Below are 25,946 nucleotides of genomic sequence, written 5' to 3'. Positions count from 1 at the left end.
CGTGGACGAGGACGGCGGCGAGCCGGCCACCCGGCGGGCCACGCGTCCGGCGTATCTGGCTCTCGCCGAAGGCATTCGGCTGCTCATCCACGACGGACGGGCACCGCTCGGGGTCGCCCTGCCCAGCGAGCGCGACCTCGCGGCCACTCTCGGCGTCAGCCGCACGACGATCACCTCCACCTACTCCCTGCTCCGCGAGAACGGCTACCTGATCAGCCGTCAGGGTTCGCGCAGCACGGTCGCGCTGCCGCGCGACGTGCAGCACGACGGCAGCAAGCCGGCCCGGTCCATCCTGGCGATGATGGCCGCCTCGGAGCTGCCGACGATCGATATGACCTACGCCGCGATGGCCGCGCCACTGGAAATGCAGGAAGCCTATTCCGTTGCGCTGGAGGGGATTCCGACTTACCTCGGCACGCACGGCATGGACCCGGTTGGTGTGCTCGCGCTGCGCGAGGCGATCGCGCGCCGCTACACCGAACGCGGCCTGCCCACCGATCCGGACCAGATCCTGGTCACCCTCGGCGCCCAGCACGGCCTGCGCCTGCTGCTGAACGTGCTCACCGCGCCCGCGGCCCGGGTGCTCATCGATCACCCCACCTACCCGAACGCGATCGAGGCGATCCGGGACGTCGGCGCCCGCCCGGTGCCGGTGCCGCTGCGCCCCGAAACGCCGGACCACGGTTGGGATCTGGACGGCATCCGCAGCGCGGCCAGGCAGACCGCGGCCACGCTGGCCTACCTGGTGCCCGATTTCAACAACCCCACCGGCCTGCTGCTCGACGCGGACGGCCGCGCCGAACTGGCCGCGATCGCCCGGGAAACCAGGATGACCGTGGTGATCGACGAGTCGATGGCCGATCTGCACCTGGCGGGCGAGCCGTTGCAGCCGCCCGTCGCCGCGTTCGCCAAGGGCAACGAGATCGTCACCATCGGCTCGGCCTCGAAGTCGTTCTGGGGCGGCCTGCGGGTCGGCTGGATCCGCACGAACCAGCCGTTGATCACCAAGCTGCTCGGCATCCGTTCCACGGTCGACCTCGGCACGCCGGTGATGGACCAGCTGGCGACCGTGCACCTGCTCGCCAACGCCGACACCATCCTCGACCGCCGCCGCGACCAACTGCGGGCGCAACGGGCCGCGCTGGTCGAAACCCTCGCCGAGGAATTGCCGGACTGGCGAGTCGGTTACGGCGCGGGCGGCATGTCGGTATGGGCGCAGCTGCCCGCCCCGGTGTCGACCGCGCTGGCCGCCACCGCGCCCAATCACGGCGTATTACTCGCTGCCGGACCGCGTTTCGGCGTGCAGGGCGCCTTCGAGCGGTTCATCCGATTGCCGTTCACCCATCAGGAGCCGGAACTCCGGTTGGCGGTCAAGGGAATCGCCGCGGCCTACACCGCGTTGACGCCGCGCGCCGCGGATCCGTTGCAGCCGCTCACCTGCTATTGATCGCAGCGGCCGGTGCCCGCGCACGGTGACGCGGAATCGCTGAGCCGGTCCCGCGGCGAGGTTCGACAGGCCTCGCCGCCGTCGGCACCGAATGTGATCCGCTCCGAGTGCGTTTCGTGTCGAGCGTGAAAGGCCCCGGCTGACCAGCAGGGGCCTGCCACCGGGAAAACTCAGTCCGCCCAGACGGTTTCGATCGGGGTCGCGACGGACGGCGGCGGGGTAGGGACGCCGTTCGGGGTGCGGGAGAAGCGCGGGGCGGGGGCGTGCTGGGTGATGTCGTCGACCTCGATCAGCGAGCCGCGGGCTGCGATGTGCTCGTTCTTCGTGGCCTCTTCGAACGTGAGCACCGGCGTGACGCAGGCGTCGGTGCCCGCGAAGATCGCCGTCCACTCGTCCCTGGTCTTGTCCCGGAACCGTTCGGTGAACACCTTTTTCAGCGTTTCCTGACCGGCGGGGTCGATCTGGTAGGGCAGGCCCTCCGGGTCCACTTCCAGCCCGGCGAGCAGTTGCGCGTAGAACTGCGGTTCGATCGCGCCCACCGCCATGTACTTGCCGTCGGCGGTCTCGTAGGTGTCGTAGAACGACATGCCCGTGTCGAGCAGGTTCACGCCGCGCTCGTCGGACCACGCGCCGTGGCCGCGCATGCCCCAGATCATGTGCGAAAGAGCCAGCGCCCCATCGACCATCGCCGCGTCGACGACCTGTCCCTTGCCCGAGGTCTGCCGCTCGACCAGCGCCGCGAGCAGGCCGAAGACCAGGAACATCGAGCCGCCGCCGAAATCGCCGACCATGTTCAACGGCGGCACCGGGCGCTCACCCTTGCGGCCGATCGCGTGCAGCACGCCGGTGATGGAGATGTAGTTGATGTCGTGCCCGGCGCGATCGGCAAGCGGGCCCTGCTGGCCCCAGCCGGTCATCCGGCCGTAGATCAGCCGCGGGTTGCGGGCCAGCGCGTCGTCCGGGCCGAGACCCATCCGCTCGGTGACGCCCGGCCGAAAGCCCTCGATCAGCACGTCGGCCTTTTCGATGAGTCCGAGCACCTTGTCGATATCGGCCGGATCCTTGAGGTTGGCCTCGACGATGGTGCGCCCGCGCAGCTGCGGGCGGTCGAATCCGCCCGGCAACTGCCCGGCCCGCTGTACCCGCACCACGTCGGCGCCCAGATCGGCAAGCAGCAACGCGGCGTGCGGACCCGGCCCGATCCCGGCGAGCTCGATGACCTTGATGCCCGCGAGCGGGCCCTTTGCGGCGGTGGATGGAGTGCTCACGCCCTACCTCGGTTCGTCGTTGATCCAGCGCGCCGGCGCCCCGGCGCTGCCGCCGGAGCCGCCGGCGGGTGTATTGACAGTATGACAATAACTGTGCCGCACTCACCCAGCCCCGGTTGCTGTGCGCCGGAGGACCTGGTACGTCACAATCCTCGCAAGCGCGACAACCGCAGGAGCGTCCGGCGACAGCGCAGTGAGGTGGAGTCATGGCACAGCGTGCGGTGCGGCCGCAGGTCAGCGAGGCTCGGGCATGAGTGTCGCCGGGGAGATCGTCGTCGGTCTCGTCATCCTCGTCGGCCTGCTCGGGATCATCGTCCCGATCCTGCCCGGCGTCATCCTGATCTTCGGCGCGATCGCCGTCTGGGCGTTCCTGACCGGCGGCGCCACCGCCTGGATCGTCTTCGGCATCAGCACGGCCCTGCTCGCGCTGTCCGGCGTCATCAAATACACCTGGCCCGGCCGGAAACTGAAGGACGCGGGCGTGGCCAACCGCTCGCTGTTCTTCGGCGCGGTACTCGGCATCGTCGGCTTCTTCGTCATCCCCGTCGTCGGCCTGTTCGTGGGATTCGTTCTCGGCGTTTACCTTTCCGAACTGCACCGCCTGCGCGTCAACCAACAGGCTTGGCAGGCAACGATGCACGCCCTCAAAGGCGTCGGCCTCTCCATGCTCATCGAACTCCTCGGCGCCCTCCTCGCCACCGGCGTCTGGCTCGTCGGCGCCATCGTCGCGTAACCCTGAACGGCGCTGTGGTCGAGCGTTATTCGATGATGGGGAGGGGGAGGGTGTCGGTGTTGTCCGGGGTGGGTAGGGCGTCGCGGCGGATGGGGAGGGTGGGTTGGTCGGTGCGGTGCAGGGGGAGGGTGGGGGCCGGGTCTTCGGGGACGGGGCGGGTCTTGGCGGGCAGGCGGTAGCAGGCGCGGGCGTTGTCCTCGAGCACGGCGAACATGTCGGTGCCCACGACGTCGCAGATCAGATCGACGTCGGAATCCTGGAAGGGGCGGCCCGCGCGGGTGCCGGGCAGGTCGGTGCCGAACATCAGCGCCTCGGGATTGACCGCGTGGATCCGGCGCAGCGTGTCGGCGACGTGCAACGCGACCCGGCCGAAACCCGTTGCCTTGACCCGAGCCCCGCGATCGACGAGATCGAGCAGGTAGGGCAGACCTTCCTCGGACATGCCCAGATGGTCGATGGTGAACGCGGGCAACTTGGACAGCACCGGCTGCAGCGAGGTGAGCATCGTGCCGTCGATGTAGACCTCGACATGCCAGCCGACCAGTTCGTGCGCGCGTAGGGCCTGCAGGGTCATGCCGGTGATGTCGGCGGCGGCGCGCTTGAGATTGAACCGCAGCCCGCGCACGCCGATCCGGTCCAGCTCGATGATCTCGTCGTCGGTGGCGTCGAGATCGAGCCGGGTGACGCCGACCCAGCCCTCGCCCAGTTCGGCGAGGGCGGCCCGCAGATAGGTCTGATCGGTGCCCTGGAAGGACCCACTGACCACGGCGCCACCGTCGATATCGAAGCGCGACATGCGCTTTCGATAGTCGGCGATGGTGAACGGGTCGGGCAGGTAGCCCTCGTTCTCGACCCGCGGGAACCGTGGGTCGAAGATATGGAGATGGGCATCGAACACTTGTACAGAATGCCTCAGTGCGCGAAGTTTCGCTGTCGCGACGGATACCGGCGAGCCGGGGCTCAGACCTTGTGCGGCTCGCTGGCGCGCAGCATGTCCTCGCGCTCGACCACCTTGACGCGCTCGCGCCCCTCGGGCTCGCCGAGCGCGCGCTCGTGCGCGTCCAGGCGGTACCAGCCCTGCCAGGTGGTGAACGGGATGCCCTTGCCCTCGAGGAACTCGGTGACGGCGTCCAGTTCGGGGCGCTCGGCCGGGGTGAAGTCTTTGCTGTCGTCGAGCAGGCAGGCCACGGTCTCGTTGGCGTCGCCCTTGGTGTGGCCGATGAGGCCGACCGGGCCGCGCTTGATCCAGCCGGTGACGTAGGTGGCCGGAATGTAGCGGTCGGCGCCGTCGGCGTTCTCGTCGGCGATGACGCGGCCCGCCTCGTTGGGCACGGTGCCGGCCTGGTCGTCGAACGGCAGGTTGGTCAGGTTCTGGGACAGGTAGCCGACGGCGCGGTAGATCGCCTGCACGTCCCAGTCCTTGAACACGCCGGTGCCCTTGACGTTGCCGGTGCCGTCGAGCTGGGTGCGCTCGGTGCGCAGGCCGACGACCTTGCCGTCCTCGCCGAGGATCTCGGCGGGCGACTCGAAGAAGTGCAGGAACAGTTTGTGCGGCCGGTTGCCGACATCGCGAATGGCCCACTGCTCCAGCGTGTTCGCGATCATGTCGACCTGCTTGGAGTGCCGGCGCGCGGCCTCGGAGCCTTCGTCGTAGTCGATGTCCTCGGGATCGACGATGACCTCGATAGTCGGCGAATGGTCCAGTTCGCGCAGTTCCAGCGGGGTGAACTTGGCCTGCGCCGGGCCGCGCCGCCCGAAGACGTGAACCTCGACCGCCTTGTTGGCCTTCAGGCCGGCGTAGACGTTCGGCGGGATCTCGGTCGGCAGCAGTTCGTCGCCGGTCTTGGCCAGCACGCGGGCCACGTCGAGCGCGACGTTGCCGACGCCGAGCACGGCGACCTTCTCCGCGTCCAGCGGCCAGGTGCGCGGTACGTCCGGGTGGCCGTCGTACCAGGACACGAAGTCGGCGGCGCCGTAGGAGCCGTCCAGCCCGATGCCGGGGATGCCGAGCGCGCGGTCGGCGTTGGCGCCGGTCGAGAAGATCACCGCGTCATAGAAGGTGCGCAGGTCGTCCAGGGTGATGTCGGTGCCGTAGTCGATGTTGCCGAGCAGGCGCACCTGCGGCTTGTCGAGCACCTTGTGCAGCGCGGTGATGATGCCCTTGATCCGCGGGTGGTCCGGCGCGACGCCGTAGCGGATCAGACCGAACGGTGCGGGCATGCGCTCGAACAGGTCGATGCTCACCTCGGCGTCGGACTTCATCAGGGCGTCGGCGGCGTAGATCCCGGCCGGCCCGGCGCCGACGATGGCGATGCGGAGCGGGCGGGTAGCGGCACTCTGTTCGGTCATCTTTAACGGCACCCTTATGGTCGAGAACTGATTAACGGCGTCTTGCTTAGCCTAGGCTAAGTCACGCGCTGGCTGGTTGCACCTACCGATGCGGACCCCGGAGTCGTCGGCTCGTGGCCCACTCCGTCGCGGCTATGACAGCAGGCCGCAGTCTTGCGATTCTATCGGTGCTGCGCGGGCCCGGCGGCGGCGGTGCGTGAACTGAGCGGATGCCACCCCGGGCGTTCTGTCCTGGTTACCCGGCCTCCGCGCGCTAATCCTCGCGTGGCGCAGCGGAGTTCGGCGTCACCGCGGCCGCGAGGCGGGGCCGATCGCCGGATTGCGCCGCCGACCAGGGATCATCGTCGTATGACTGAGCCGCAGCCGCCCGCCGCAGACGAGCCCATCGTGGTCGATCAGACCGATCGGCGCTCGGTGGTGCCGTTCGTCGCAGCGGGGATTTTCGCGGTGCTCGTGCTCGCGGCGATCATCATCGGCGGGGTGGTCTCGCCCGCTGAGAAAAATGTCACAGAAGCCGACCGGATCACCGCCGCGGTCAACCGCTTCGTCGAGGGCAGCAACCAGACCGCTGCGGTGCCGCCACCAGGCACGGGCTGCCCGGATTTCGATCCGAAGCGGTCCCCACTGGCGGGCCGCTCCGGTGCCGGAAAGACTGTAGAGGTAACGAAAATCGAGAACCCGATGGTCGACGGCGACCGCGGGAAGGCGACCGTCACCACCAAGGTCGAGGGCAACGAGGCCACCGCCCTCTGGAATCTGACCAGATCCGGCGACAAATGGCTGGTCTGCAATTGACCGTTCCCACAGCGTGAGCAGCCATTTGACACGGTGACCCTTGTCCAGGCAATCTCAGCTGAAGGTCATGAGAACCAGTGTCAAGCCCCGGCAATACTGGTCGGCAACCCTCCTCCGCGGTGGGGTGCTCCGGGTGACGACCTGGCCGCGCGTCAAACGAGCGCGGCAAGTGCGGATTCTAGGAGGTCCCATGAGTGAGCGTAGCGAGCGAATCATGACACAGCGTGCCTTGCACATGACGGAGCCGAGCGCCAGCGAGGTGCAGTCATGAGTTATGCCGGTGACATCACGCCGCAGCAGGCGTGGGAACTGTTGCGCGACAATCCCGATGCGATTCTGGTCGACGTGCGCACCACGGCCGAATGGAAGTTCGTCGGCGTGCCCGACACCAGCTCGATCGACCGGCAGACGGTCCTGATCGAGTGGGTCGACAGCAGCGGGACGCGCAACGGCGAGTTCACCGAGCAGCTGCTCGCGGCGCTCGACGGGCGCAAGCCGGATGCGCCGGTGATCTTCCTCTGTCGTTCGGGGCAGCGTTCCATCGGTGCGGCCGTCGCCTCGACCGCCGCCGGTTTCAGCGCCTCCTACAACGTGGTCGAAGGTTTCGAAGGCCCGCTCGACGAACACGGGCACCGCGGCGGCTCCGGCTGGCGTGCCCTCGGCCTGCCCTGGCGGCAGTCGTGAACGCGAGGGCGTGCTGTAGCGCGCTGGTGTTCGGTGGTGCGCGGAATTCGGGGAGGCAGTCGTGATCACCGGTGGCGCGTTCGACAAGCCGCTGCCCGAAGGCGTCGGTCCCGCGACCCTCGGTGTGCGAGGTGGGTTGCGCCGCTCGGGTTTCGAGGAGACCTCCGAGGCGCTGTACCTGACCTCCGGATTCGTCTACGAGAGCGCCGAGGCGGCCGAGGCCGCGTTCACCGGCGACGTCGAGCATTTCGTCTACTCCCGCTACGGCAACCCGACGGTCGCCATGTTCGAGGAGCGGATGCGCCTGCTCGACGGCGCCGAGGCGTGCTTCGCGACCGCGAGCGGAATGTCGGCGGTATTCACGGCTTTGGGCGCACTGCTCGGCGCCGGTGACCGACTCGTGGCCGCGCGCAGCCTGTTCGGTTCCTGCTTCGTGGTGTGCAACGAGATCCTGCCGCGCTGGGGCGTGGAAACCGTCTTCGTCGACGGTGAGGACCTGGATCAGTGGGAAGCGGCGCTGTCGGTGCCGACCCAGGCGGTGTTCTTCGAAACGCCCGCCAACCCGATGCAGACCCTCGTGGACGTGCGCCGGGTCACCGAACTCGCGCACGCCGCGGGCGCGAAAGTGGTGCTGGACAACGTCTTCGCCACGCCGCTGCTGCAACGCGGCTTCGACCTCGGCGCCGACGTGGTGGTCTATTCGGGCACCAAGCACATCGACGGCCAGGGCCGGGTGCTCGGCGGCGCCATCCTCGGTGCGCGGGACTACATCGAGGGTCCGGTGAAAACCCTTATGCGCCATACCGGTCCGGCGCTCAGCCCGTTCAACGCGTGGACCCTGCTCAAGGGTTTGGAGACGATGCCGCTGCGGGTCCGCCACGCCACCGAGTCCGCGCTGCGCATCGCCCGCTTCCTGGAGTCCAACAAGGCCGTCAGCTGGGTGAAATACCCGTTCCTGGAATCACATCCGCAGCACGAGCTGGCCGCGAGCCAGATGAGCGGCGGCGGCACCGTGGTCACCTTCGAACTCGACGCTCCCGCGCACGAGGCCAAGAAGCGCGCCTTCGAGGTGCTCAACCGGTTGCGCGTCATCGATATCTCCAACAACCTCGGTGACGCGAAATCCCTGATCACCCACCCCGCCACCACAACCCACCGCGCGATGGGCCCCGACGGCCGCGCCACCATCGGCCTCACCGACGGCGTCGTCCGCATCTCCGTCGGCCTGGAAGACCTCGACGACCTCCTCGCCGACCTCGACCACGCGCTGAGCTGAGCCACGGCGGTTTCCGTACGAACCGTCAGTGGTGTCAGCCGATTTCGCCGAGGTGCGCGACGTTGGCCTGATCGACGGGGTCGGTGCTCGGGTTCGTGCTGAACCAGGCGTCGAGGATCTCGCGTAGTTCGGCGCTCGATGTCGTGCGCAGGCTCAGCGCGAGGACGTTCGCGTCGTTCCATTTGCGCGCGCCCGCCGCGGTCGTCGCGTCGCCGCACAGCGCGGCGCGGATGCCCGCGACCTTGTTCGCGGCGATCGACGCGCCCGTCCCGGTCCAGCAGCACACGATCGCCTGATCGGCGCGGCCGTGTGCGACGTCCGTGGCGGCGGCCGCGCTGGCCCACGCCCAGTCGTCGCGTTCGGTCGCCGACAGCGCGCCGTGCAGGACCGTCTCGTGTCCGCGCGCGGCCAGTTCAGCCACCAGTTCCGGTGCTACTCCGACGTTCTCGTCTGCTGCCACGGAGATCCGCATGTCTCCAGATTAAGTCGTCGCGGCCACTCTATTGACAGCATGCTGTCAACTATGACAGGATACTGTCATGACGAAGAGAACAGTTCACGTAGCCGTCTACAACACCTTCTCCGACTGGGAGATCGGCGCGGCCACCGCGCACATCAACCGGACGCACTGGCAGAAAGAGCCGGGCACGTGGCAGACCAAGACGGTCGGGCCGACCACCGCACCGATCACCACGCTCGGCGGCATGCATGTCACGCCGGAAATGGCGCTGGCCGAGCTGCGCCCCGAGGACAGCGCGATGCTGATCCTGGCGGGTGCGGACACCTGGGACAGCGAGGAGCTCCGGCCGTTCGCGCGCAAGGCGCGCGAGTTCCTCGCGGCGGGCGTGCCGGTCGCGGCGATCTGCGGCGCGACCCTCGGGTTGGCGCTCGAAGGCCTGCTCGACGAGCGCAAGCACACCAGCAACGTTCGAGAATTCCTGCTCTACAGCGGATACGCGGGGGCGGACCACTATGTCGACGAGGCCGCGGTGACCGACGGTGAGCTGATCACCGCGGGCGGTACGTCGCCGTTCGAATTCGCGCGCGAGGTGCTCGGCAAGCTCGGCGTGTACGAGCCGCACGTGCTCGCGGGGTGGTATCAGCTCTACGGACAGTCCGACGGCGCGGGCTGGGAGGTGCTCGCGGCCTACGAGGAGCAGCAGACCGCGGCCGCGGCCGGATGAGGAAGAATCGCACGGCGATCCGGCCGCTCGGCCGGATCGCGAGGAGGCACGGGTGAGCAGGGATGAACAGGAACTCTTCGCGACCGCCGCGATCACGTCATTTCGGCTGAACGGCCAGTTCCTCGCCATCGCCGAGGAACTGGCCCGCCCCGCCGGGCTCACCGCGGCCTGGTGGCAGGTGCTCGGCGCGGTGCTGCGGGCGCCGCTGCCGGTGGCCGGCATCGCCAGGGAGATGGGTATCACCAGGCAGAGCGTGCAGCGCATCGCGGATCTGCTGGTGGACAAGGGACTTGCCGAATACCGGCCGAACCCCGCGCACCGGCGGGCCAAACTCGTCGCCGTCACCGACGCGGGTCTCGCGGCGGTCCGGCGCATCGATCCGCAGCACGCCGTGGTCGCGCAGCGGCTGGTGGCCGAGCTCGGTCACGAACAGCTCGCGGCGACCGTCGCGGCGCTCACCGAACTGTCCGCCGCGCTGGACACGATCACCGAGACCGGCTGATCGCGGCGGACCATCCGCCGGCGTTTGGTCACACCGCCACCGCACAGGTCAGGCGAACGGGTCCTTGGTCCGTCCGACCAGGTCGGCCACCGAATCGAGGACCGTCGTGGGCCGGTACGGGTACGCCTCGACCGAGGACCGAGTGGAGATGCCCGTGGTCACCAGGATCGTGCGCATGCCCGCCTCCAGACCGGAGATGACGTCGGTGTCCATCCGGTCGCCGATCATCACGGTGGACTGCGAGTGCGCGCCGAGCCTACGCAGCGCCGAGCGCATCATCAGCGGATTGGGTTTGCCGATGTAGTACGGGTCGCGACCGGTGGCGCGGGTGATCAACGCGGCTACCGAACCGGTCGCGGGCAGCGAGCCGTCCCGCGACGGTCCGGTCGGGTCCGGGTTGGTCGCGATGAAACTCGCGCCGCGCTCGACCAACCGGATGGCGGTGGTGATCGCCTCGAACGAGTAGTTGCGGGTCTCGCCGAGCACCACGTAGTCGGGCTCGATCTCGGTGAGCACGTAGCCGATCTCGTGCAGCGCGGTGGTGAGCCCGGATTCGCCGACCACGTATGCGGTGCCGTTCGGGCGCTGTTCGTTCAGGAACGTCGCGGTGGCCAGCGCCGAGGTCCAGATCGATTCCTCCGGGATGTCGAGCCCGGTCTGGCGCAGCCTGGCCTGCAGGTCACGCGGCGTGCGAATGGAGTTGTTGGTCAGCACCAGGAACGGGGTCTCGTTGGCGCGCAGCTCGGCGAGGAACTCGTCGGCGCCGGGCACCAGCTGGTCCTCGTGCACCAGGACACCGTCCATGTCGGTGAGATAGGACAGGATCGGTTCATCAGTCACCAGACAATTGTCCGCTAACGGACGCGTAATCGGGGGCAAGTCCGGGTCGATGCGACCCTTCGCACAACCGGAGCCCGCGCTGACTATGGTCGAAGTCGGCCGTCGGGGCGCGTCGGACTCACTCGCACGATCGCCGCCGCGCGGGAACGTCCGCGGGCGGGCGGCGGTTGTAGCCAGACATGACCGCAGCGCGCCTGCGGCCGACGACGGTGCGCGGGAATGCCCGCGCACAGGTGTGCAGCGAAGCGACAGGAGTGGCGCACATGGGTGAACTCAAGCTCGGATACAAGGCCTCTGCAGAACAGTTCGGACCCCGGGAACTGGTGGAGATCGCGGTACTCGCCGAGGAGCACGGCCTCGACAGTGCCTCGGTGAGCGACCATTTCCAGCCGTGGCGGCACAAGGGCGGTCACGCGCCGTTCTCGCTGGCCTGGATGGCCGCGGTCGGCGAGCGTACGAAGCGGATCCAGCTCGGCACCTCGGTGCTCACCCCTACCTTCCGCTACAACCCGGCGGTGATCGCGCAGGCCTTCGCGACCATGGGCTGCCTGTACCCGGAGCGGGTCATGCTCGGTGTCGGCACCGGCGAGGCGCTCAACGAGATCGCCACCGGCTACAAGGGTGACTGGCCGGACTTCAAGGAACGTTTCGCGCGCCTGCGCGAAGCCGTCGAACTCATGCGCGCGCTGTGGACCGGCGACCGCGTCGACTTCCAGGGCGAGTACTACAACACCGTCGGCGCGTCCATCTACGACGTGCCGAAGGGCGGCATCCCCGTCTACGTCGCGGCGGGTGGTCCGCTGGTGGCCCGGTACGCGGGTCGCGCCGGTGACGGTTTCATCTGTACCTCCGGCAAAGGCATGGACCTCTACACCGACAAGCTCATGCCCGCCGTCGCGGAGGGCGCCGCCAAGGCCGGCCGCACCGTCGACGACATCGATCGGATGATCGAGATCAAGATCTCCTACGACACCGATCCCGAACTGGCGCTGGAGAACACCCGCTTCTGGGCGCCGCTCAGCCTCACCCCCGAGCAGAAGCACAGCATCACCGATCCGATCGAGATGGAGGCCGCCGCCGACGCCCTTCCGATCGAGCAGATCGCCAAGCGCTGGATCGTCGCCAGCGACCCCGACCAGGCCGTCGACCTGATCAAGCCCTACCTCGACGCGGGCCTCAACCACCTGGTCTTCCACGCCCCCGGCCACGACCAGCGCCGCTTCCTCGACCTGTTCCAGCGCGACCTGGCCCCGCGCCTGCGCGCCCTCGCCTAGCGTCCCTCACCCGCACAGAGTTTCCACGCACTGCACAGCAGATATAGCTGCTGTGCAGTGCGTGGATCGTCTGTGGACTCGGGAGATCCGCTCGTGTATCCGCTGTGCGGCGGACAGAATGTCTGTGCGGAGCGGCTGCGGGTGGGTCTACGCCCGGCGGAGGGCGAAGATACGGAGGTCGCGGGTGGTGCGATCGCGGTAGGCGGCGTAGGCGCCGGTGATGTCGACGAAGCGGCGGAAGACGGCGTCCTTGTCGGCAGGGTCGACGAGGGTCGCGGTGACGGGGATGCGTTCGCCGGCGATGGCGACTGTCGCGGTGGGGTTGGCCAGCAGGTTGGCGGTCCAGGCGGGGTGGTGCTGCTGGCCGAAATTGCTGCCGATCACATAGAGCACGTCGCCGTCGTGCACGTGCAGCAGCGGCTGGGTGCGCGGTTCGCCGGACTTGCGGCCGATGGTGGTGAGCAGGATCAGCGGCGCGCCGATCGGGCCGAGCACGGTGTACTTGGCGTCGGTGCGTTCGAGCACGGCGCGGTCCAGCGGCGTGAGCTTGCGGATACACCACGAACCCGGCTTGGTCGCCGCGAATTTGTTTGCCACGCGGGACAGTCCGCTCTCGCGTGAACCCCACTCCCGATGCGGAAACTGCTCAGCCATCCCCGGACTATATCGGTCCGCCACGCCCCGCCGCGCCGGGTGTGAGAGCCATCGCCGGGCGTGCGTCGGCTCCGGCCCCTTGCTGTGGCATGCCTGGCCCTCGCTGGGGCGGGCGGGCTGCTACCGCTCGCTGTGCAATGCATGAGATGTTGTTGAACTGCGGCTCTTCTGGCGCCAGGTGTGGGCCCGCCGCCGGTTGTGCGTTTGCCGCAGCCCCTTGCCGTGCCAGGCGTGGGCCGTCGTGGGTGTCGGTTGGTTGCGGCCCCCTGCCGCGACAGGTCTGGCCGTCGCTGGGGTGCGTTGGTTGCGGCCGGTTGCGGGGCGGGTTGGCTGCCGCCATCCGTCGTGCCTTGCGCGTGGTGGTGCGAGTAGTGCCCAATTACCGCGCCCCGCCCGGGTGAGCTCGGCTGCTGTCATTTCTGTGCCGTGCGGGAGTCGTTGTCGAGCTGTGGGATGCGCGAGGAGTGGCCGGGGTGAACTGACTGCCTGTGGTGCGGGGCGCAAGCGACCTTTCCGGTCGAGTCGCCGCGAACGCCGGGGTGCGGTTGTCCGATTCGGCCCGGTTCGTGATGACGGTCTCGCGGCGCAGCAGAGATAGCGGCGGGTTCACTAAGCTCTGGGCATGGCCGATCACGCTCCATCCACCGTGTACATCGCCTCGCCGGAGGGCGACACCGGGAAGTCGACGGTGGCTCTCGGGGTGTTGCAGATGCTGTGCGCGACCACCGCGCGGGTCGGGGTGTTCCGGCCGATCACGCGGTCGACCACCGAACCGGACTACATCCTGGAGCTGCTGCTCGAGCACAGCACCGCCGATATCGACTACGCGCAGGCGATCGGTGTCACCTATGAGCAGGTGCACGCCGACCCGGACGCCGCGATCAGCGAGATCGTGATGCGCTTTCACGAGGTGGCGAAGGTCTGCGACGCGGTGGTGGTGGTCGGCAGCGACTACACCGACGTGGCCAGTCCCAGCGAGCTGCGGTTCAACGCGCGGATCGCGGTGAACCTCGGCGCGGGCATGCTGCTGGTGCTGCGCGGTTCGGGTCGCACGCCTGCCGAGGTGAAGCACTTGGCCGAGCTGTGTGCCAGCGAGCTGGCGCTCGAGCACGCGCAGCTGGTCGCGATCGTGGCCAATCGCTGCGATCCGGAGCAACTCGACGAAGTGCGTTCCGCGCTGGGCGGTTTCGCGGTGCCCTCGTGGACGCTGCCCGAGGTGCCGCTGCTGATCTCGCCGACGATGGCCGAGCTGTGTAGCGCCATCGACGGCGAAATGTACAGCGGCGACCAGGAATTGCTGCAGCGGGAGGCGTTGAAGATCATGGTCGGCGGTATGACCGCCGAACACATCCTGGAGCGGCTCACCGACGGTGTAGTGGTGATCGCGCCCGGCGATCGCTCCGACGTGCTGCTCAGCGTCGTGAACGCGCATGAGGCGGAAGGCTTTCCGTCGCTGTCGGGCATCATCATGAACGGCGGCATGCTGCCCCATCCCGCGGTCGCCCGGTTGATGACCGGCCTGAAGCCCAAGCTGCCGATCCTCACCACCGAACTCGGCACCTACGACACCGCCAGCGCCGCCTACCGCACCCGCGGCCGCATGTCGGCGGGCAGCCCGCGCAAGGTGGACACCGCGCTCGCGCTGATGGAGGAGCATGTCGACGCCGCGGAGTTGTTGCGGCGCATCGAGGTTCCGATCACCAACGTGGTGACGCCGCAGATGTTCGAATACCAGCTCATCGAACGGGCCCGCGGCGACCGCAAGCGGATCGTGCTGCCCGAGGGTGACGACGACCGTATCCTGCGCGCGGCGGGCCGGGTGCTGCAGCGCAAGATCGCCGACCTGGTCATTCTCGGGGACGAGCAGTCGGTCCGGGCGCGCGCCGCGGAACTGGGCGTGGACATCTCGGCCGCGCAGGTGCTCGATCCGCGCACCTGCGGGTACCTGGACGAGTTCGCCAAGGAATACACCGAACTGCGCAAGCACAAAGGCATGACGGTCGAGCGGGCGCGCGAAACCATGTCCGACATCTCGTATTTCGGCACCATGATGGTCTACAAGGGGATCGCCGACGGCATGGTCTCCGGTGCCGCGCACACCACCGCGCACACCATCCGGCCCTCGTTCGAGATCATCAAGACCGTGCCCGGGGTGTCCACGGTGTCGAGCGTGTTCCTGATGTGCCTGGCCGACCGGGTGCTCGCCTACGGCGACTGCGCGGTGGTACCGGATCCGTCCTCGGAGCAGCTGGCCGATATCGCGATCTCCTCGGCGGGCACGGCGGCCCGGTTCGGCATCGATCCGAGAATCGCGATGCTGTCTTATTCGACCGGTGAGTCCGGCAGCGGCGCCGACGTGGACAAGGTGCGGGTGGCCACCAAGCTGGTCCGGGAGCGCGCGCCGCAGCTGCCGGTCGAGGGACCGATCCAGTACGACGCGGCGATCGAGCCGACGGTCGCCACCACCAAACTGCCGGACTCCGAGGTGGCCGGGCGCGCAACGGTGTTCGTGTTTCCCGACCTCAATACCGGTAACAACACCTATAAGGCGGTGCAGCGCAGTGCGGGCGCCATCGCGATCGGCCCGGTGCTGCAGGGCCTGCGCAAGCCGGTCAACGACCTGTCCCGCGGCGCGCTGGTCGCCGACATCGTCAACACGGTGGCGATCACCGCGATCCAGGCGCAAGGGGACTGAGATGTGTCTCGTCGGCCACAGCCGGTGCGCGCTACGGAACAGGCGTACCGGACCGGTGGTTGCCGAGGGAGTGCGGAGCACCCGCGGAACACAGGAGGACTGATGAGCACACCTGCCGACGACCTGGTGCTGGTGATCAATTCCGGCTCGTCGTCCATCAAATACCAACTCCTGGACCCGGAGTCGAGCGCGGTGACCGCGTCCGGCATGGTCGAGCGGATCGGCGAGGAGAACGGCGGGATCGAGCATCACGCCGACGGCGAGACCACCGAGCACCGCGGGCCGATCGCCGACCACACCGCCGGATTGCGGCTGGTCTTCGAGATGTTCGCCGATACCGGACACGATCTGGCCGAGGCGGGCGTGCGGGCGGTCGGGCACCGGGTGGTGCACGGCGGTGAGGTGTTCTATCGGCCGACATTGATCGACGACGAGGTGGTAGCGGCGATCGCCGAGCTGTCTTCGCTTGCCCCGCTGCACAATCCGGCGAACGTGGCCGGTATCGAGAGCGCGCGTACGCTGCTGCCCGGTGTGCCGCAGGTCGCGGTGTTCGACACGGCGTTCTTCCACGGCCTGCCCGACGCCGCGAAGACCTACGCGATCGATGCGAAAGTCGCTGCCGCGCACGGCATCCGCAAGTACGGCTTCCACGGCACCTCGCACGAGTACGTTTCCGGGCAGGTCGCCGAGCTGCTCGGCCGCGATCCGGCGCAGCTGAACCAGATCGTCTTCCATCTGGGCAACGGCGCATCGGCCTCGGCGATCCGCGGCGGCCGCCCGGTCGACACCACGATGGGGCTGACCCCGCTGGAGGGCCTGGTGATGGGGACCAGGTCCGGTGACCTCGATCCCGGCATCGTCGCGCACCTGGTGCGTTCGGCGGGCATGGATATCGATCAGATCGACACCCTGCTCAACCGGGATTCCGGTATCAAGGGTCTGTCGGGGGTCAACGACTTCCGCGAATTGCAACGCCTCATCGACGGCGGTGACAGCGCCGCGCGCCTCGCCTACGACGTCTACATCCATCGGCTGCGCCGCTACCTCGGCGCCTACCTGGTCGATCTGGGCGGCGTCGACGCGATCACCTTCACCGCGGGCGTCGGCGAGAACAGCCCGCAGGTGCGCGCGGACGCGCTGGCGGGCCTGTCCCGCTTCGGCATCGAGGTCGATGTCGCGGCGAACACCGCGAAAGATCGTACGGCCCGGCGTATTTCGCCGCCGGACGCCGAAGTGGCGGTACTGGTCGTGCCCACGAACGAGGAGCTCGCGATCGCCCGTGCGGCGCACGGCGTCGCGGCGGCGGAGGCGCACCGCTAGGCGAAATGCCTTGTTGGTGCACAGATTTCGGACACGCACGCGCAAGCCTCGGCGGGTGCCCGGTCGGGAGGGAAGGCCGACCGGGCCGGATCCGCCGCTCGGAGCAGCCGGCCCGCCGGACGCGTCGTCCACCGCGACACGGGCCGGAGGGCAGTCCGGTGCCGTGTGCCGGGTCCGCGAGGGCGTCGGGTCCCGGGAGGGTTGCGGCGGATCGGCGCCCGGCAGGCCGGATGAACCTGATCCATGACCGACTCTGCCGGACACAGTATGAGTTTTTCGTGAGAGTGCCGCTCACACCCAGGTTTTGGCGCGGATCGAGTTCGCCAGGTCGACCAAGGCGTAGCGGTGGTTGCGGCCCGGTGCGCTGCGGGCCAGGGCGCGCAGGCCTGCCTCGGTGCCCATCCGCAGGTCGCGTTCGGTGAACGGAGCGCCGAAGAGCGTGGCGTCGGCTCGTTTCGGGGTGTTGCCCGCCTGCAGCCAGGCCAGCGCCGCGCCGAGTACGAGGACGCGCATCTGGACCGCGCGCCCCTCGCCGGCGGGCAGGCTCGACACCCGCGATGCCGAGATGTGCAGGGTGGCCTCGTCCAGCTCGGCCACCGGGGCCGCGGTGAGCAGCAACAGCACCGCGGTCATCCGCGCGGTGGTGAAATGCCGGGAGGCGGCGGGCACTTCGTCGAGCGCGTGCACAGCGTCGGTCACCCGGTCGGCCGCGGCCAGCTGCCTGGCCAGGCCGAAGGCGGCGCTCACCACCGCGCGGTCGGTGCGCCACACGGTGTCGTAGAACTTCTCGGCGTAGCGCCGCCACTGCTCGGGATCCGGTGCATCCCACTGCTGCAGTATCAATTCCGCGGTGGCGGCCAAGGCCAGCTTGGGCCCGATCTCGCCGGGCAGCACCCGCAGCACCTCGTCGAAGCTGGCGAAGGCGGACTCGTAGGCCAGGTCGAGCAATTGCGCCAGGCCGCGATACCAGTCGACCCGCCAATCGTTCTCGGGTAAACGGGCGAGCAGGTGCAGCACGGCCGCCGACTCGCCGAGGTCGAGGCGCACCCGGGCTTCGGCCAGCGCCAGCTCCAGATCCAAGGTCTCCGGGACATTGCCGGGATCGGATTCGGCGCGTTCGCGGGCGGTGCGCAACGCTTCGAGCGACTGTTCGGGCTCGGGATGCACCGTCGAGGCGAGCAGCGGCGCCGACGGGTCGGCCGAATCGAGCAGCGGAGTGGGCAGTGCCGCAACGACTTCGCGCGCCTCGAGCTGTGTGCTGCGGCCCTGACCGTCGGCGTAGGCGTCGGTCTGGCTGATCAGTTCCTCGGTGCCGAAGCTGCCGCGCTGCGGGCCGAATACCGTCGACAGCTGCGGGTGTTCGGTATCGGTGTCCAGGGCCAGGATCTCCCGCAGCACCCCGGACAGCTGCGCCGACATCGCGCGGGCGGACGGGAAGCGGCGCTCGGGATCGGGATCGGTGGCGCAGAGCAGCAATCGGTGGAAGGACTCGTAGCGCTCGAGCAGGGGATGGTCGGCGGGGTCGGGGATGCCGTCGAGGTAGCGCCCCTGCTCCATCGGCATCTCCAGCGTCAGCACGGCCAGGGTGCGCCCGACGGTGTAGATGTCCGAGGCGACCGTGGGGCCGGTCTTGGCGATCTCGGGCGCCTGGAATCCCCTGGTGCCGTAGAGGTTTCCGTAGGATTCGATGGTGGCGACGGCGCCGAGGTCGATCAGTTTGACCTGGTCCTCGGTGACCATGATGTTGTCCGGTTTGAGGTCGTTGTAGGTCAGCCCGATGTTGTGCAGATAGTCCAGCGCGGGCAGGATTTCGAGCAGGTACGCGATCGCCTCGGCGACCGGCATCCGATGCGGCCGCGCATAGGAGTTGAGGATGTCGCGCAGAGAGCGCCCGCCGACGTACTCCATCACGATATAGCCGATCGGCGCACCGTCGTCGTCGGTGTGCTCGACGAAGTTGTGGATCTTCACGATGCTGGGATGGGCCACCTCGGCGAGGAATTGGCGTTCGGCGACGGCCACGGCCTGCGCTTCCGCGTCACCGGCGTGCAGCAGGCCTTTGAGCACCACCCAGCGATCGCTGACGTTGCGGTCGATCGCCAAGTAGATCCAGCCGAGCCCGCCGTGCGCGATGCACCCCTGCACCTCGTACTGGCCCGACACCATGTCGCCCTCGTGCAGTGAAGGTCGGAAATCATAAGGAGCGGAACAGGTTTCACAGGTACCGGCGGTCACCGCGGGGCGGGTCGCGCTGGCCCGGCCGACCGGGCTGCCACAGCGCCAGCAGAACCGCCTGCCCTCCGACACCACCGGGTCGGTGAGCACCGCGGCCCGCGGGTCGGCGGGGACGACCGATTGGATGGGCACCAGCCCGCCGCCGAGCCTGCGCACCGTCGGCCGCGAGCGCGCGGTCCGGAAGCTGCGGCCGGAGGTGCGCATGGTCGCCGCCGAACTCGGCTCCGAATTGGGCCGTTCCACACCGACCACGGTTTCCGCGGCCGCGGCGGACTTGGCCGCCGGACGGCTCTCGGCCCTGGCCAACTCCGTGTGCGGCGGCTCGGCGGCCGAGTTCGCCGCGGGAGCAGCCGGTTTCGGCGTGCGGTTCGAGAACACCGTCACATCGGACGAAGCGGTCGAACCGCCCGGGGCGGCGGCGCTTTCGTCCGCGTCGAGGGAAGGATCGTCGGAGTCGTTCATCGGCGGTCAGTCCAGGTAGTTCGGTGCGGGCGGACCGGGCGACGGGCCGAGGACGGACAACCACTGGCGGTAGAAGCGATCCCAGGTCCCGTCGTTGCGAATGCGCTCCAGGGTGCCGTTCACGAACCGCACCAGGTCGTCGTCGCCCTTGGGGATGCCAATGCCGTACGGCTCCACGCTGATCTTGTCGCCGACCACCTGCGTGTAGGGGTCCTGCGCGGCCAATCCGGCGAGGATGGAGTCGTCGGTGGTCACCGCGTCGACCTGGCCCTGCTGCAGCACGACCAGGCAGTCGGCCCAGTTGGGCACGGTGAGAATGGTGGCGGCGGGCTGCTGCACGCGGATGCGATCGAGCGACGTGGTGCCGCGCACCACGCACACCCGCTTGCCCGCCAGATCGCCGACGCCGTTGATCCCGGAGTTCTTGAACGCGAGCACCCGCTGATAGGAGTGCAGATAGACGGTGGAGAAGCTCACCCGCTGCCGCCGCTCGCAGGTGATCGTCATGGTCTTGGCCACGATGTCCACGTCGTGGCTCTGCAGGGCGATCTCCCGGTCCGCGGAGCCGAGCATCCGGTACTCGACCAGGTCCGGGCTGCCGAGCAGGTCGCGCGCGACCTCGCGGGCGATATCGGAGTCGAAGCCGACGATGGAGCCGGTGATCGGGTCGCGGAAGCTGAAAAGGTTACTGCCCGCGTCCAATCCGACGAGCAGGCGACCGCGGGCCCGGATCGCGTCGATACTCGGACCGCGCGCCCCGGCCGCGGCGCCGGTGGGGCGCAGGCTCGATGTCGGGTCGCCGCATTGCGGCGCCTTGTCCGAGGAGAACGGCGAATCCGTCAGCACCGGAATGGCTTTGGCCGGATAGGGCGGTTCGGTGTACTTGGTCGTGTTGGTCGGCAACGGTGGGGCGGGTTGGCTCGTACAACCGCCGAGCAGCGCGACAGCGGCGAGGGTGGCGGCGAGCAGGCCGCGGCCGGGTCTCATCGGTACTCCCGTAATCGAGGCCAGAGGCCGATTCCGACGCAGCCCGCGGCCACGATGCCGAGCAGCAACGCCCCGGGACCCATGAAGTCGAGCACCCAGGCAGCGCGGAATATCTTGTCCCGTAACGTATTACGTGTCTTGTCGATGCCTTTTTCCAGTGCGCTGTCCAGCGCCTCGACCTGCGCCGCGGCGTCGGCCGCGCCGGGACCGGTCGCCACCGTCGCCGCACCGTTGAAGTCGCCGCGGGCCAGGGTGTCGTTCATCCGCTGATGCGCCACCCGCCAACGGGACAGCGCCGGAACGGCATTGCGCACGTCCTCGGCGGCGGGCGCGGAACTCGGATACCCGCCGAGCAGATCGGCGAGGCGGGCGATGTTCGCGTCGAAGGTGCGGTCGTAGTCGCCGGTGGCGTCGCGGCGGGCCAGCTTCAGCGTCTCCGCGGAGCGGGCCTGCTGGGCCAGGATCCGGCTCTCGGTCAGCCGAGAGGCGGGCACCGCGCCGTCGTCGCGGGCGCGGATCATCGAGGTGGCCGAAATCGCGCCCGCGACCACGGTCCACACCAGCAGCACGACCACCGCCGCCGAGGCGAGCAGCAGCCCGGGGTTGAGCACCCGGCGCCAGCGCTTCGCGAGATCGACCTGCGCCCACACCAACGCCGCCAGCGCGAGGATCAGCAGCACGATCGCGGTCCACGGCGGGCGGACGTGGTTGCGCTGGGCCTCGGTCACCGCCGCCGAACGCCGGTTCTGTAGTTCCTCGGCCATCGGCAGCACGTCGGTCTGCATCTGGTTGGACGCTTCGCTCAGATACGCGCCGCCGACGGGATAGCCGCTGCGGTTGTTGGTCCGCGCGGTCTCGATGACGCCCGTGTACACCGGCAACCGGGTGGCAATTCCGATCCGGAGGTTCGTGTCGGTCGTGTCGGCCACGCCCGCCCCGGCGCCGCGGGTGTGGCCGGTCTGCGCGACCAGTTCCGCGGCCGCCTCACCGATGGCCTGGGTATAGCGATCGCGCACCGTCTGCGGCTCCAGCCCGCCCGCGATGAACGCGGTGCTCGCCGCCGCGTCGGCGATGGACAGCGAGGTGTAGAGGCGGTGGGCGGAGTAGGAATCCGGTTCGGTGTCGTCGAGCAGGACATTGAGTGCCTGCTGCCGGTCGCCCACGGTCGCGCCGGTCACCCAGCCCGCGGCCACGCACAATCCGATGAGCACCAGCCCGATCGCGATCAACCGGCCGGGCGAGGAGCGGGCGAACAGTCGCAGCCGGGCGGGGTCGAACTGTTCGCGCACGAGCGCGACCCGCAGTGCCGCCGGACTGTCCGCAGCGGCCGGCTCGGCGATCGACGACGGTCGTAGTGCTGTCGTTGTCTGCCCGGTTCGAGCCATGTCCACCTCCTCAGTCTGGGCCGTATCCGCGGATTTCTCGACGGTCGCACCGGCCGGTCGATCGCTCCGCGTGTGCTGGTGCGGAGTTTATTGTGGTCGTAGTGGCGCCGTGGCGTGTGAAATACCCCTGGTTGGCAGTCAGCGGTAGGTCCGGGGACGGCTGGATGAAGATGGGTACGAGATGCGTGGTGACGGTGACGGGTGGTCGCGGGGGCCCGACGGATTGAAACATTGGGGCCGCTTCGGCGCCGCGGGGCTGCTGCTGCGCGCGCCGCTCACCGACGGCGGCTCGGCGGTGCTGATGCAGCATCGGGCGGCGTGGAGTCATCAAGGCGGCACCTGGGCCCTGCCCGGTGGCGCCCGGGACAGTCATGAGACCCCGGTGCACGCCGCGGTGCGCGAGGCCTGGGAAGAAGCGGGCATCGATCCCGCCGATGTCCGGGTGCGTAGCGAGCGGGTCACCGCCGCCGCGCAGAGCGGCTGGACCTATACGACGGTGATCGCCGACGCCGGCCGCACGCTGCCGACCAGCCGCAACCGCGAGAGTTCCGAACTCGCCTGGATTCCGGAGGCCGAGGTCGAGTCGCGGCTGCTGCATCCGGGCTTCGCGGCTGCCTGGCCCGGCCTGCGTGCCGCGCCGGCCCGGGTCTTCCTCGACGAACTCGACGAGGACCGGGCGATCGCCGCGGCGCTGCCGCGCACCGTCGACCTCGCGGCCCGCGGCTTCTTCTGGTTGCACACCGATCCCGACGGCCCCGGTGACTGCGCACGCATCACCGACACCCCGGCCGATGACGCGGCGGCCGGCACCGTGCTGTCGCTCACCAGGGACCAAGTGCTCTCCTGAGGGTGCCGAGCATCGGAACTGCCACCGCCGCACGCTGTTCGAGCGGTCAGGCGTTCGCGAGGAGCGCGGTCTTCAGAGCTCGGGCCGCCGATTGCGGATCGTCGGCCGCGGTGATCGCGCGGACCACCACGATGCGGGTCGCGCCCGCGCCCAGCACCTCCGGCAGGTTGTGCGCGTCGATGCCGCCGATCGCGAACCAGGGCCGGGTCGGGTGCGCGTCCGAGGTGGAACGGACCAGGTCGATGCCCGCGGCTTGGCGGCCCGGTTTGGTCGGTGTCGCGTACACCGGGCCGGTGCAGAAGTAGTCGATGTGCTCGTCGATCGCGGCGAGACCGGCCTGCGCGCGGTTGTGCGTGGAGCGTCCGATCACCACGTCCTGGCCCAGGATGCGGCGGGCGTACCAGGGCGGCAGATCGCCCTGCCCGAGGTGCAGGATGTCGGCGCCGGCGGCCAGCGCGATATCGGCGCGGTCGTTCACCGCCACCAGCGCCCCGTGCCTGCGGGCCGCGGCCTTCAGTTCGGCCAGCGCGCCCAGCTCGGCCCGCGCTTCCAGTGGACCGAACTTCGCCTCGCCGGGCGAACCCTTGTCGCGGAGCTGGATGATGTCGACCCCACCCGCGAGCGCGGCTTCGGCGAACTTGGCGAGGTCGCCCTTTTCCCGCCGGGCGTCGGTACAGAGATAGAGCCGAGCGGTGGCCAAGCGCTCCCTGGGCGATGCGGGTCGATTGGGATGGGACGGTTGCACGCCTTCGACCGTAGCCGCGCTACCGTGGGGAAGCGAACGGCGGCACGAGCGCCGGGCCCGCCGGCCGCTCGCGCGGTGGCCGCGCACGGCGGCCCGCCGGGCTCGGGCGCGGGTGAGCACGGAAGGCGCCCGGAACGTCGCCGAACAGATACAAAGGCAGGTGGAACGGATGCGGACGCTGGCCGTCGTCGGTGGCGGCGTCATCGGACTCGGTGTGGCCTGGCGGGCCGCCGAGGCCGGCTGGTCGGTCACCCTGTTCGATCCCGCGGTCGGATCCGGGGCCTCCTGGGTGGCGGGCGGGATGCTCGCGCCGCTCTCGGAAGGCTGGCCGGGCGAGGACCGGGTGCTCGATTTCGGCGCCGCCGCACTGGCCCGCTGGCCCGAGTTCGCCGCCCGGGTCGAGGCCGCCACCGGGGTGGCGGTCCTGGTGGCCGATGCGACCCTGACCGTCGCGCTCGATGCCGCCGACGTCGCGGACCTGCGCACGGTGGCCGACTGGGTCGGCGGCCGCGGCCACGACCTGCGGCTGCTGGATCGCGCGGGCGTCCGCGCGCTGGAGCCGTCCCTGGCGCGCACGGTGCGCGCCGGGCTGCACGCGCCCGCCGAGCCCGCGATCGACAATCGACGGCTCGTGGCCGGATTGCGCCAGGCGGCCGAGGCGGCCGGGGTACGGATTCGCGCCGAGTCGGTCGACTCGCTCGACGCCCTCGACCACGATCAGATCGTGCTCGCCGCCGGCGCCGCCTCGGCCCGGCTGTGGCCCGGGCTGCCGGTCCGTCCGGTCAAGGGCGAGATCCTGCGGCTGCGCCAGCGGCCCGGCGTGGCGCCCGCGCCGCAGCGGGTGATCCGGGCCAGGGTGCACGGCCGGGCGGTGTACCTGGTCCCGCGCGCCGACGGAATCGTGGTCGGCGCAACGCAATACGAGGCAGGTTTCGACACCACGGTGACCGTCGCCGGGGTGCGCGACCTGATCGCCGACGCCGAGGCGATATTCCCGAGCATCGGCGAATACGAGCTGGCCGAGGCGAGTGCCGGGGCGCGCCCCGGCACACCGGACAACCTGCCGCTGCTCGGCAGGTTGACCGACCGGATCATCGCGGCCACCGGCCACGGCCGCAACGGCATGCTGACCATGCCGCTGACCGTCGAAGCGGTGCTCGCCCAGCTCGCCGGAACCCCGTTGCCCGAGGCGGAACACGCCGACCCGCAACGCTTTTCGACGGCTCACCAGCCGTCCTTGTCATCCGCAGGAGGAGTTCGATGACTTCGACATCCGTCCCCATCGGCGTCACCGTGAACGGTACCGATCACGAGTTCGCCGACACCCTCACCGTGCGTGAGTTGCTGAGCCGCCTCGAGCTGCCCTGTCAGGGCATCGCGCTCGCGGTGGACGGCGCGGTGTTCCCCAAGTCCCGCTGGGACGAACCGGTCGGGCGGGGTTGGCAGATCGAGGTGCTCACGGCGGTCCAGGGTGGCTGAGGTGCACGCACCGCTGCGCATCGCGGACCGCGAGTTCGGTTCCCGGCTCATCATGGGCACCGGCGGGGCGGACAACCTCGCGGTACTGGAGGAGGCGCTGATCGCCTCGGGCACCGAACTGACCACCGTCGCCATGCGCCGGGTGGACGCCGCGGGCGGCACCGGCGTGCTGGACCTGTTGAAGCGCTTGGACATTCAGCCGCTGCCCAATACGGCGGGCTGCCGCACCGCGGCCGAGGCGGTGCTCACCGCGCAACTGGCCCGGGAGGCGCTCGGCACCGACTGGGTGAAGCTCGAGGTCGTCGCCGACGAGCGCACGCTGCTGCCCGATCCGGTCGAATTGCTCACCGCCGCCGAGCAATTGGTCGACGACGGCTTCACCGTGCTGCCCTACACCAGCGACGACCCGATCCTGGCGCGCCGGCTGGAGGAGACGGGCTGTGTCGCGGTGATGCCGCTCGGCGCGCCGATCGGCACCGGTCTCGGCATCGGCAACCCGCACAACATCGAGATGATCGTCGCGGAGGCGAAAGTCCCGGTCATCCTGGACGCGGGCATCGGCACCGCGAGCGACGCGGCGCTCGCCATGGAACTCGGCTGCTCGGCCGTGCTGCTGGCCACCGCCGTGACCAGGGCCCGTCAACCGGAGTTGATGGCCGAGGCGATGGCGGCTGCGGTGCGGGCGGGATACCTGGCCAGGCAGGCGGGCCGGATTCCGAAGCGGTTCTGGGCGCAGGCCTCCTCACCCGCGCTCTGACCAGCTCCTATCCCTGAAGGATGACCCC

General features: G+C 69.4%; 24 protein-coding genes and 1 riboswitch. Of the genes, 14 read left to right on the top strand and 10 right to left on the bottom strand.

Translation table 11 applies throughout. From position 1 onward, the window contains the following. Position 1 precedes the first annotated feature (1 nt). Positions 2-1,447, top strand: coding sequence for a MocR-like transcription factor YczR (gene yczR / locus NBRGI_RS05995; protein ID WP_051727528.1), 1,446 nt, complete (start codon positions 2-4; stop codon positions 1,445-1,447). A gap of 170 nt (positions 1,448-1,617) precedes the next feature. Here yczR and NBRGI_RS05990 read toward each other — a convergent pair whose 3' ends face one another. Beyond that, positions 1,618-2,715: a CaiB/BaiF CoA transferase family protein gene (locus NBRGI_RS05990; protein ID WP_029893312.1), complete on the bottom strand. Its 1,098-nt coding sequence runs from the start codon at positions 2,713-2,715 to the stop codon at positions 1,618-1,620. A gap of 250 nt (positions 2,716-2,965) precedes the next feature. On the opposite strand from NBRGI_RS05990, the gene NBRGI_RS05985 reads away from it, so the two are divergent. Further along, positions 2,966-3,448 (top strand): DUF456 domain-containing protein, encoded by a 483-nt coding sequence (locus tag NBRGI_RS05985; protein ID WP_029893309.1) that lies wholly within the window; start codon positions 2,966-2,968, stop codon positions 3,446-3,448. A gap of 25 nt (positions 3,449-3,473) precedes the next feature. Here NBRGI_RS05985 and NBRGI_RS05980 read toward each other — a convergent pair whose 3' ends face one another. Together NBRGI_RS05980 and NBRGI_RS05975 are read right to left on the bottom strand one after the other, a co-directional pair. After that, the gene (locus tag NBRGI_RS05980; protein WP_029893308.1) at positions 3,474-4,346 is read right to left on the bottom strand and encodes an amidohydrolase family protein; all 873 of its coding nucleotides are present in this window, start codon (positions 4,344-4,346) and stop codon (positions 3,474-3,476) included. 62 nt (positions 4,347-4,408) lie between these two features. Further along, on the bottom strand, positions 4,409-5,797 hold the full coding sequence (locus NBRGI_RS05975; RefSeq protein ID WP_029893306.1) for an FAD-dependent oxidoreductase: 1,389 nt from the start codon (positions 5,795-5,797) through the stop codon (positions 4,409-4,411). Between the two features lie 348 nt (positions 5,798-6,145). On the opposite strand from NBRGI_RS05975, the gene NBRGI_RS44980 reads away from it, so the two are divergent. The 3 genes from NBRGI_RS44980 (at position 6,146) to NBRGI_RS05960 (ending at position 8,552) form a co-directional block, all read left to right on the top strand. Further along, on the top strand, positions 6,146-6,592 hold the full coding sequence (locus NBRGI_RS44980; RefSeq protein WP_029893304.1) for an Rv0361 family membrane protein: 447 nt from the start codon (positions 6,146-6,148) through the stop codon (positions 6,590-6,592). A 63-nt stretch (positions 6,593-6,655) separates the two neighbouring features. Beyond that, positions 6,656-6,770, top strand: a riboswitch (SAM riboswitch). 89 nt (positions 6,771-6,859) lie between these two features. After that, a complete protein-coding gene (locus tag NBRGI_RS05965) occupies positions 6,860-7,276 on the top strand; it encodes a rhodanese-like domain-containing protein (protein WP_029893301.1) in 417 nt (138 codons plus the stop codon). 61 nt (positions 7,277-7,337) lie between these two features. Further along, the gene (locus tag NBRGI_RS05960) at positions 7,338-8,552 is read left to right on the top strand and encodes an O-succinylhomoserine sulfhydrylase (RefSeq protein WP_029893299.1); all 1,215 of its coding nucleotides are present in this window, start codon (positions 7,338-7,340) and stop codon (positions 8,550-8,552) included. Positions 8,553-8,586: 34 nt separating this feature from the next. On the opposite strand, the gene NBRGI_RS05955 is transcribed toward NBRGI_RS05960, so the two are convergent. Then, on the bottom strand, positions 8,587-9,024 hold the full coding sequence (locus NBRGI_RS05955) for an RpiB/LacA/LacB family sugar-phosphate isomerase (RefSeq protein WP_029893297.1): 438 nt from the start codon (positions 9,022-9,024) through the stop codon (positions 8,587-8,589). Between the two features lie 67 nt (positions 9,025-9,091). On the opposite strand from NBRGI_RS05955, the gene NBRGI_RS05950 reads away from it, so the two are divergent. Together NBRGI_RS05950 and NBRGI_RS05945 are read left to right on the top strand one after the other, a co-directional pair. Then, positions 9,092-9,736: a type 1 glutamine amidotransferase family protein gene (locus NBRGI_RS05950; RefSeq protein ID WP_029893295.1), complete on the top strand. Its 645-nt coding sequence runs from the start codon at positions 9,092-9,094 to the stop codon at positions 9,734-9,736. Between the two features lie 52 nt (positions 9,737-9,788). Then, positions 9,789-10,238, top strand: coding sequence for a MarR family winged helix-turn-helix transcriptional regulator (locus NBRGI_RS05945; protein ID WP_029893293.1), 450 nt, complete (start codon positions 9,789-9,791; stop codon positions 10,236-10,238). Positions 10,239-10,286: 48 nt separating this feature from the next. Here the strand turns inward: NBRGI_RS05945 and NBRGI_RS05940 are convergent, their stop codons facing one another. After that, positions 10,287-11,042, bottom strand: a complete 756-nt coding sequence (locus tag NBRGI_RS05940) for an HAD-IIA family hydrolase (RefSeq protein ID WP_042260239.1) — start codon at positions 11,040-11,042, stop codon at positions 10,287-10,289. A gap of 299 nt (positions 11,043-11,341) precedes the next feature. Here NBRGI_RS05940 and fgd point away from each other — a divergent pair, with 299 nt between their 5' ends. Next, positions 11,342-12,352 (top strand): glucose-6-phosphate dehydrogenase (coenzyme-F420), encoded by a 1,011-nt coding sequence (gene fgd / locus NBRGI_RS05935; protein WP_014988808.1) that lies wholly within the window; start codon positions 11,342-11,344, stop codon positions 12,350-12,352. Between the two features lie 147 nt (positions 12,353-12,499). Here fgd and NBRGI_RS05930 read toward each other — a convergent pair whose 3' ends face one another. Continuing rightward, on the bottom strand, positions 12,500-13,006 hold the full coding sequence (locus NBRGI_RS05930) for a nitroreductase family deazaflavin-dependent oxidoreductase (RefSeq protein WP_029893289.1): 507 nt from the start codon (positions 13,004-13,006) through the stop codon (positions 12,500-12,502). A gap of 622 nt (positions 13,007-13,628) precedes the next feature. Between NBRGI_RS05930 and pta the strand changes: the two genes are divergently transcribed. Then, positions 13,629-15,701 carry a phosphate acetyltransferase gene (gene pta / locus NBRGI_RS05925; protein ID WP_029893287.1) on the top strand — a complete coding sequence of 691 codons (2,073 nt, stop codon included), beginning with the start codon at positions 13,629-13,631 and terminating at the stop codon, positions 15,699-15,701. A 102-nt stretch (positions 15,702-15,803) separates the two neighbouring features. Beyond that, the gene (locus NBRGI_RS05920; RefSeq protein ID WP_029893285.1) at positions 15,804-17,021 is read left to right on the top strand and encodes an acetate kinase; all 1,218 of its coding nucleotides are present in this window, start codon (positions 15,804-15,806) and stop codon (positions 17,019-17,021) included. Positions 17,022-17,312: 291 nt separating this feature from the next. On the opposite strand, the gene NBRGI_RS05915 is transcribed toward NBRGI_RS05920, so the two are convergent. Genes NBRGI_RS05915 through NBRGI_RS05905 form a run of 3 tightly spaced genes read right to left on the bottom strand, consistent with a single transcriptional unit; the run spans position 17,313 to position 22,090 of the window. Further along, a complete protein-coding gene (locus tag NBRGI_RS05915) occupies positions 17,313-19,718 on the bottom strand; it encodes a serine/threonine-protein kinase PknG (RefSeq protein ID WP_029893283.1) in 2,406 nt (801 codons plus the stop codon). 6 nt (positions 19,719-19,724) lie between these two features. Next, positions 19,725-20,705, bottom strand: coding sequence for a glutamate ABC transporter substrate-binding protein (locus NBRGI_RS05910; RefSeq protein ID WP_029893281.1), 981 nt, complete (start codon positions 20,703-20,705; stop codon positions 19,725-19,727). Further along, entirely contained in the window at positions 20,702-22,090 is a 1,389-nt protein-coding gene (locus NBRGI_RS05905; RefSeq protein ID WP_029893279.1) for a hypothetical protein, read from the bottom strand. The genes NBRGI_RS05910 and NBRGI_RS05905 overlap by 4 nt, the downstream gene beginning before the upstream one ends. Before the next feature lie 181 nt (positions 22,091-22,271). On the opposite strand from NBRGI_RS05905, the gene NBRGI_RS05900 reads away from it, so the two are divergent. Then, positions 22,272-22,937, top strand: coding sequence for an NUDIX hydrolase (locus NBRGI_RS05900; protein WP_029893277.1), 666 nt, complete (start codon positions 22,272-22,274; stop codon positions 22,935-22,937). A gap of 46 nt (positions 22,938-22,983) precedes the next feature. Here NBRGI_RS05900 and thiE read toward each other — a convergent pair whose 3' ends face one another. Continuing rightward, positions 22,984-23,682, bottom strand: a complete 699-nt coding sequence (gene thiE, locus NBRGI_RS05895; RefSeq protein ID WP_029893276.1) for a thiamine phosphate synthase — start codon at positions 23,680-23,682, stop codon at positions 22,984-22,986. A 169-nt stretch (positions 23,683-23,851) separates the two neighbouring features. Between thiE and thiO the strand changes: the two genes are divergently transcribed. From thiO to NBRGI_RS05880, 3 genes are read left to right on the top strand one after another with little or no spacing between them, the layout of a single operon-like run. Next, the gene (thiO, locus tag NBRGI_RS05890) at positions 23,852-24,946 is read left to right on the top strand and encodes a glycine oxidase ThiO (protein ID WP_029893275.1); all 1,095 of its coding nucleotides are present in this window, start codon (positions 23,852-23,854) and stop codon (positions 24,944-24,946) included. After that, a complete protein-coding gene (thiS, locus tag NBRGI_RS05885) occupies positions 24,943-25,161 on the top strand; it encodes a sulfur carrier protein ThiS (RefSeq protein ID WP_014988797.1) in 219 nt (72 codons plus the stop codon). Before thiO ends, thiS begins: the two co-directional genes overlap by 4 nt. Next, entirely contained in the window at positions 25,154-25,918 is a 765-nt protein-coding gene (locus NBRGI_RS05880) for a thiazole synthase (protein ID WP_029893274.1), read from the top strand. Before thiS ends, NBRGI_RS05880 begins: the two co-directional genes overlap by 8 nt. Positions 25,919-25,946: the final 28 nt, after the last annotated feature.

Source organism: Nocardia brasiliensis IFM 10847 (assembly GCF_000710915.1).
GTDB lineage: Bacteria > Actinomycetota > Actinomycetes > Mycobacteriales > Mycobacteriaceae > Nocardia > Nocardia brasiliensis_A.
Note: the sequence above shows the minus strand (reverse complement) of the source record. Positions and strands in the feature narration are given on the sequence as shown.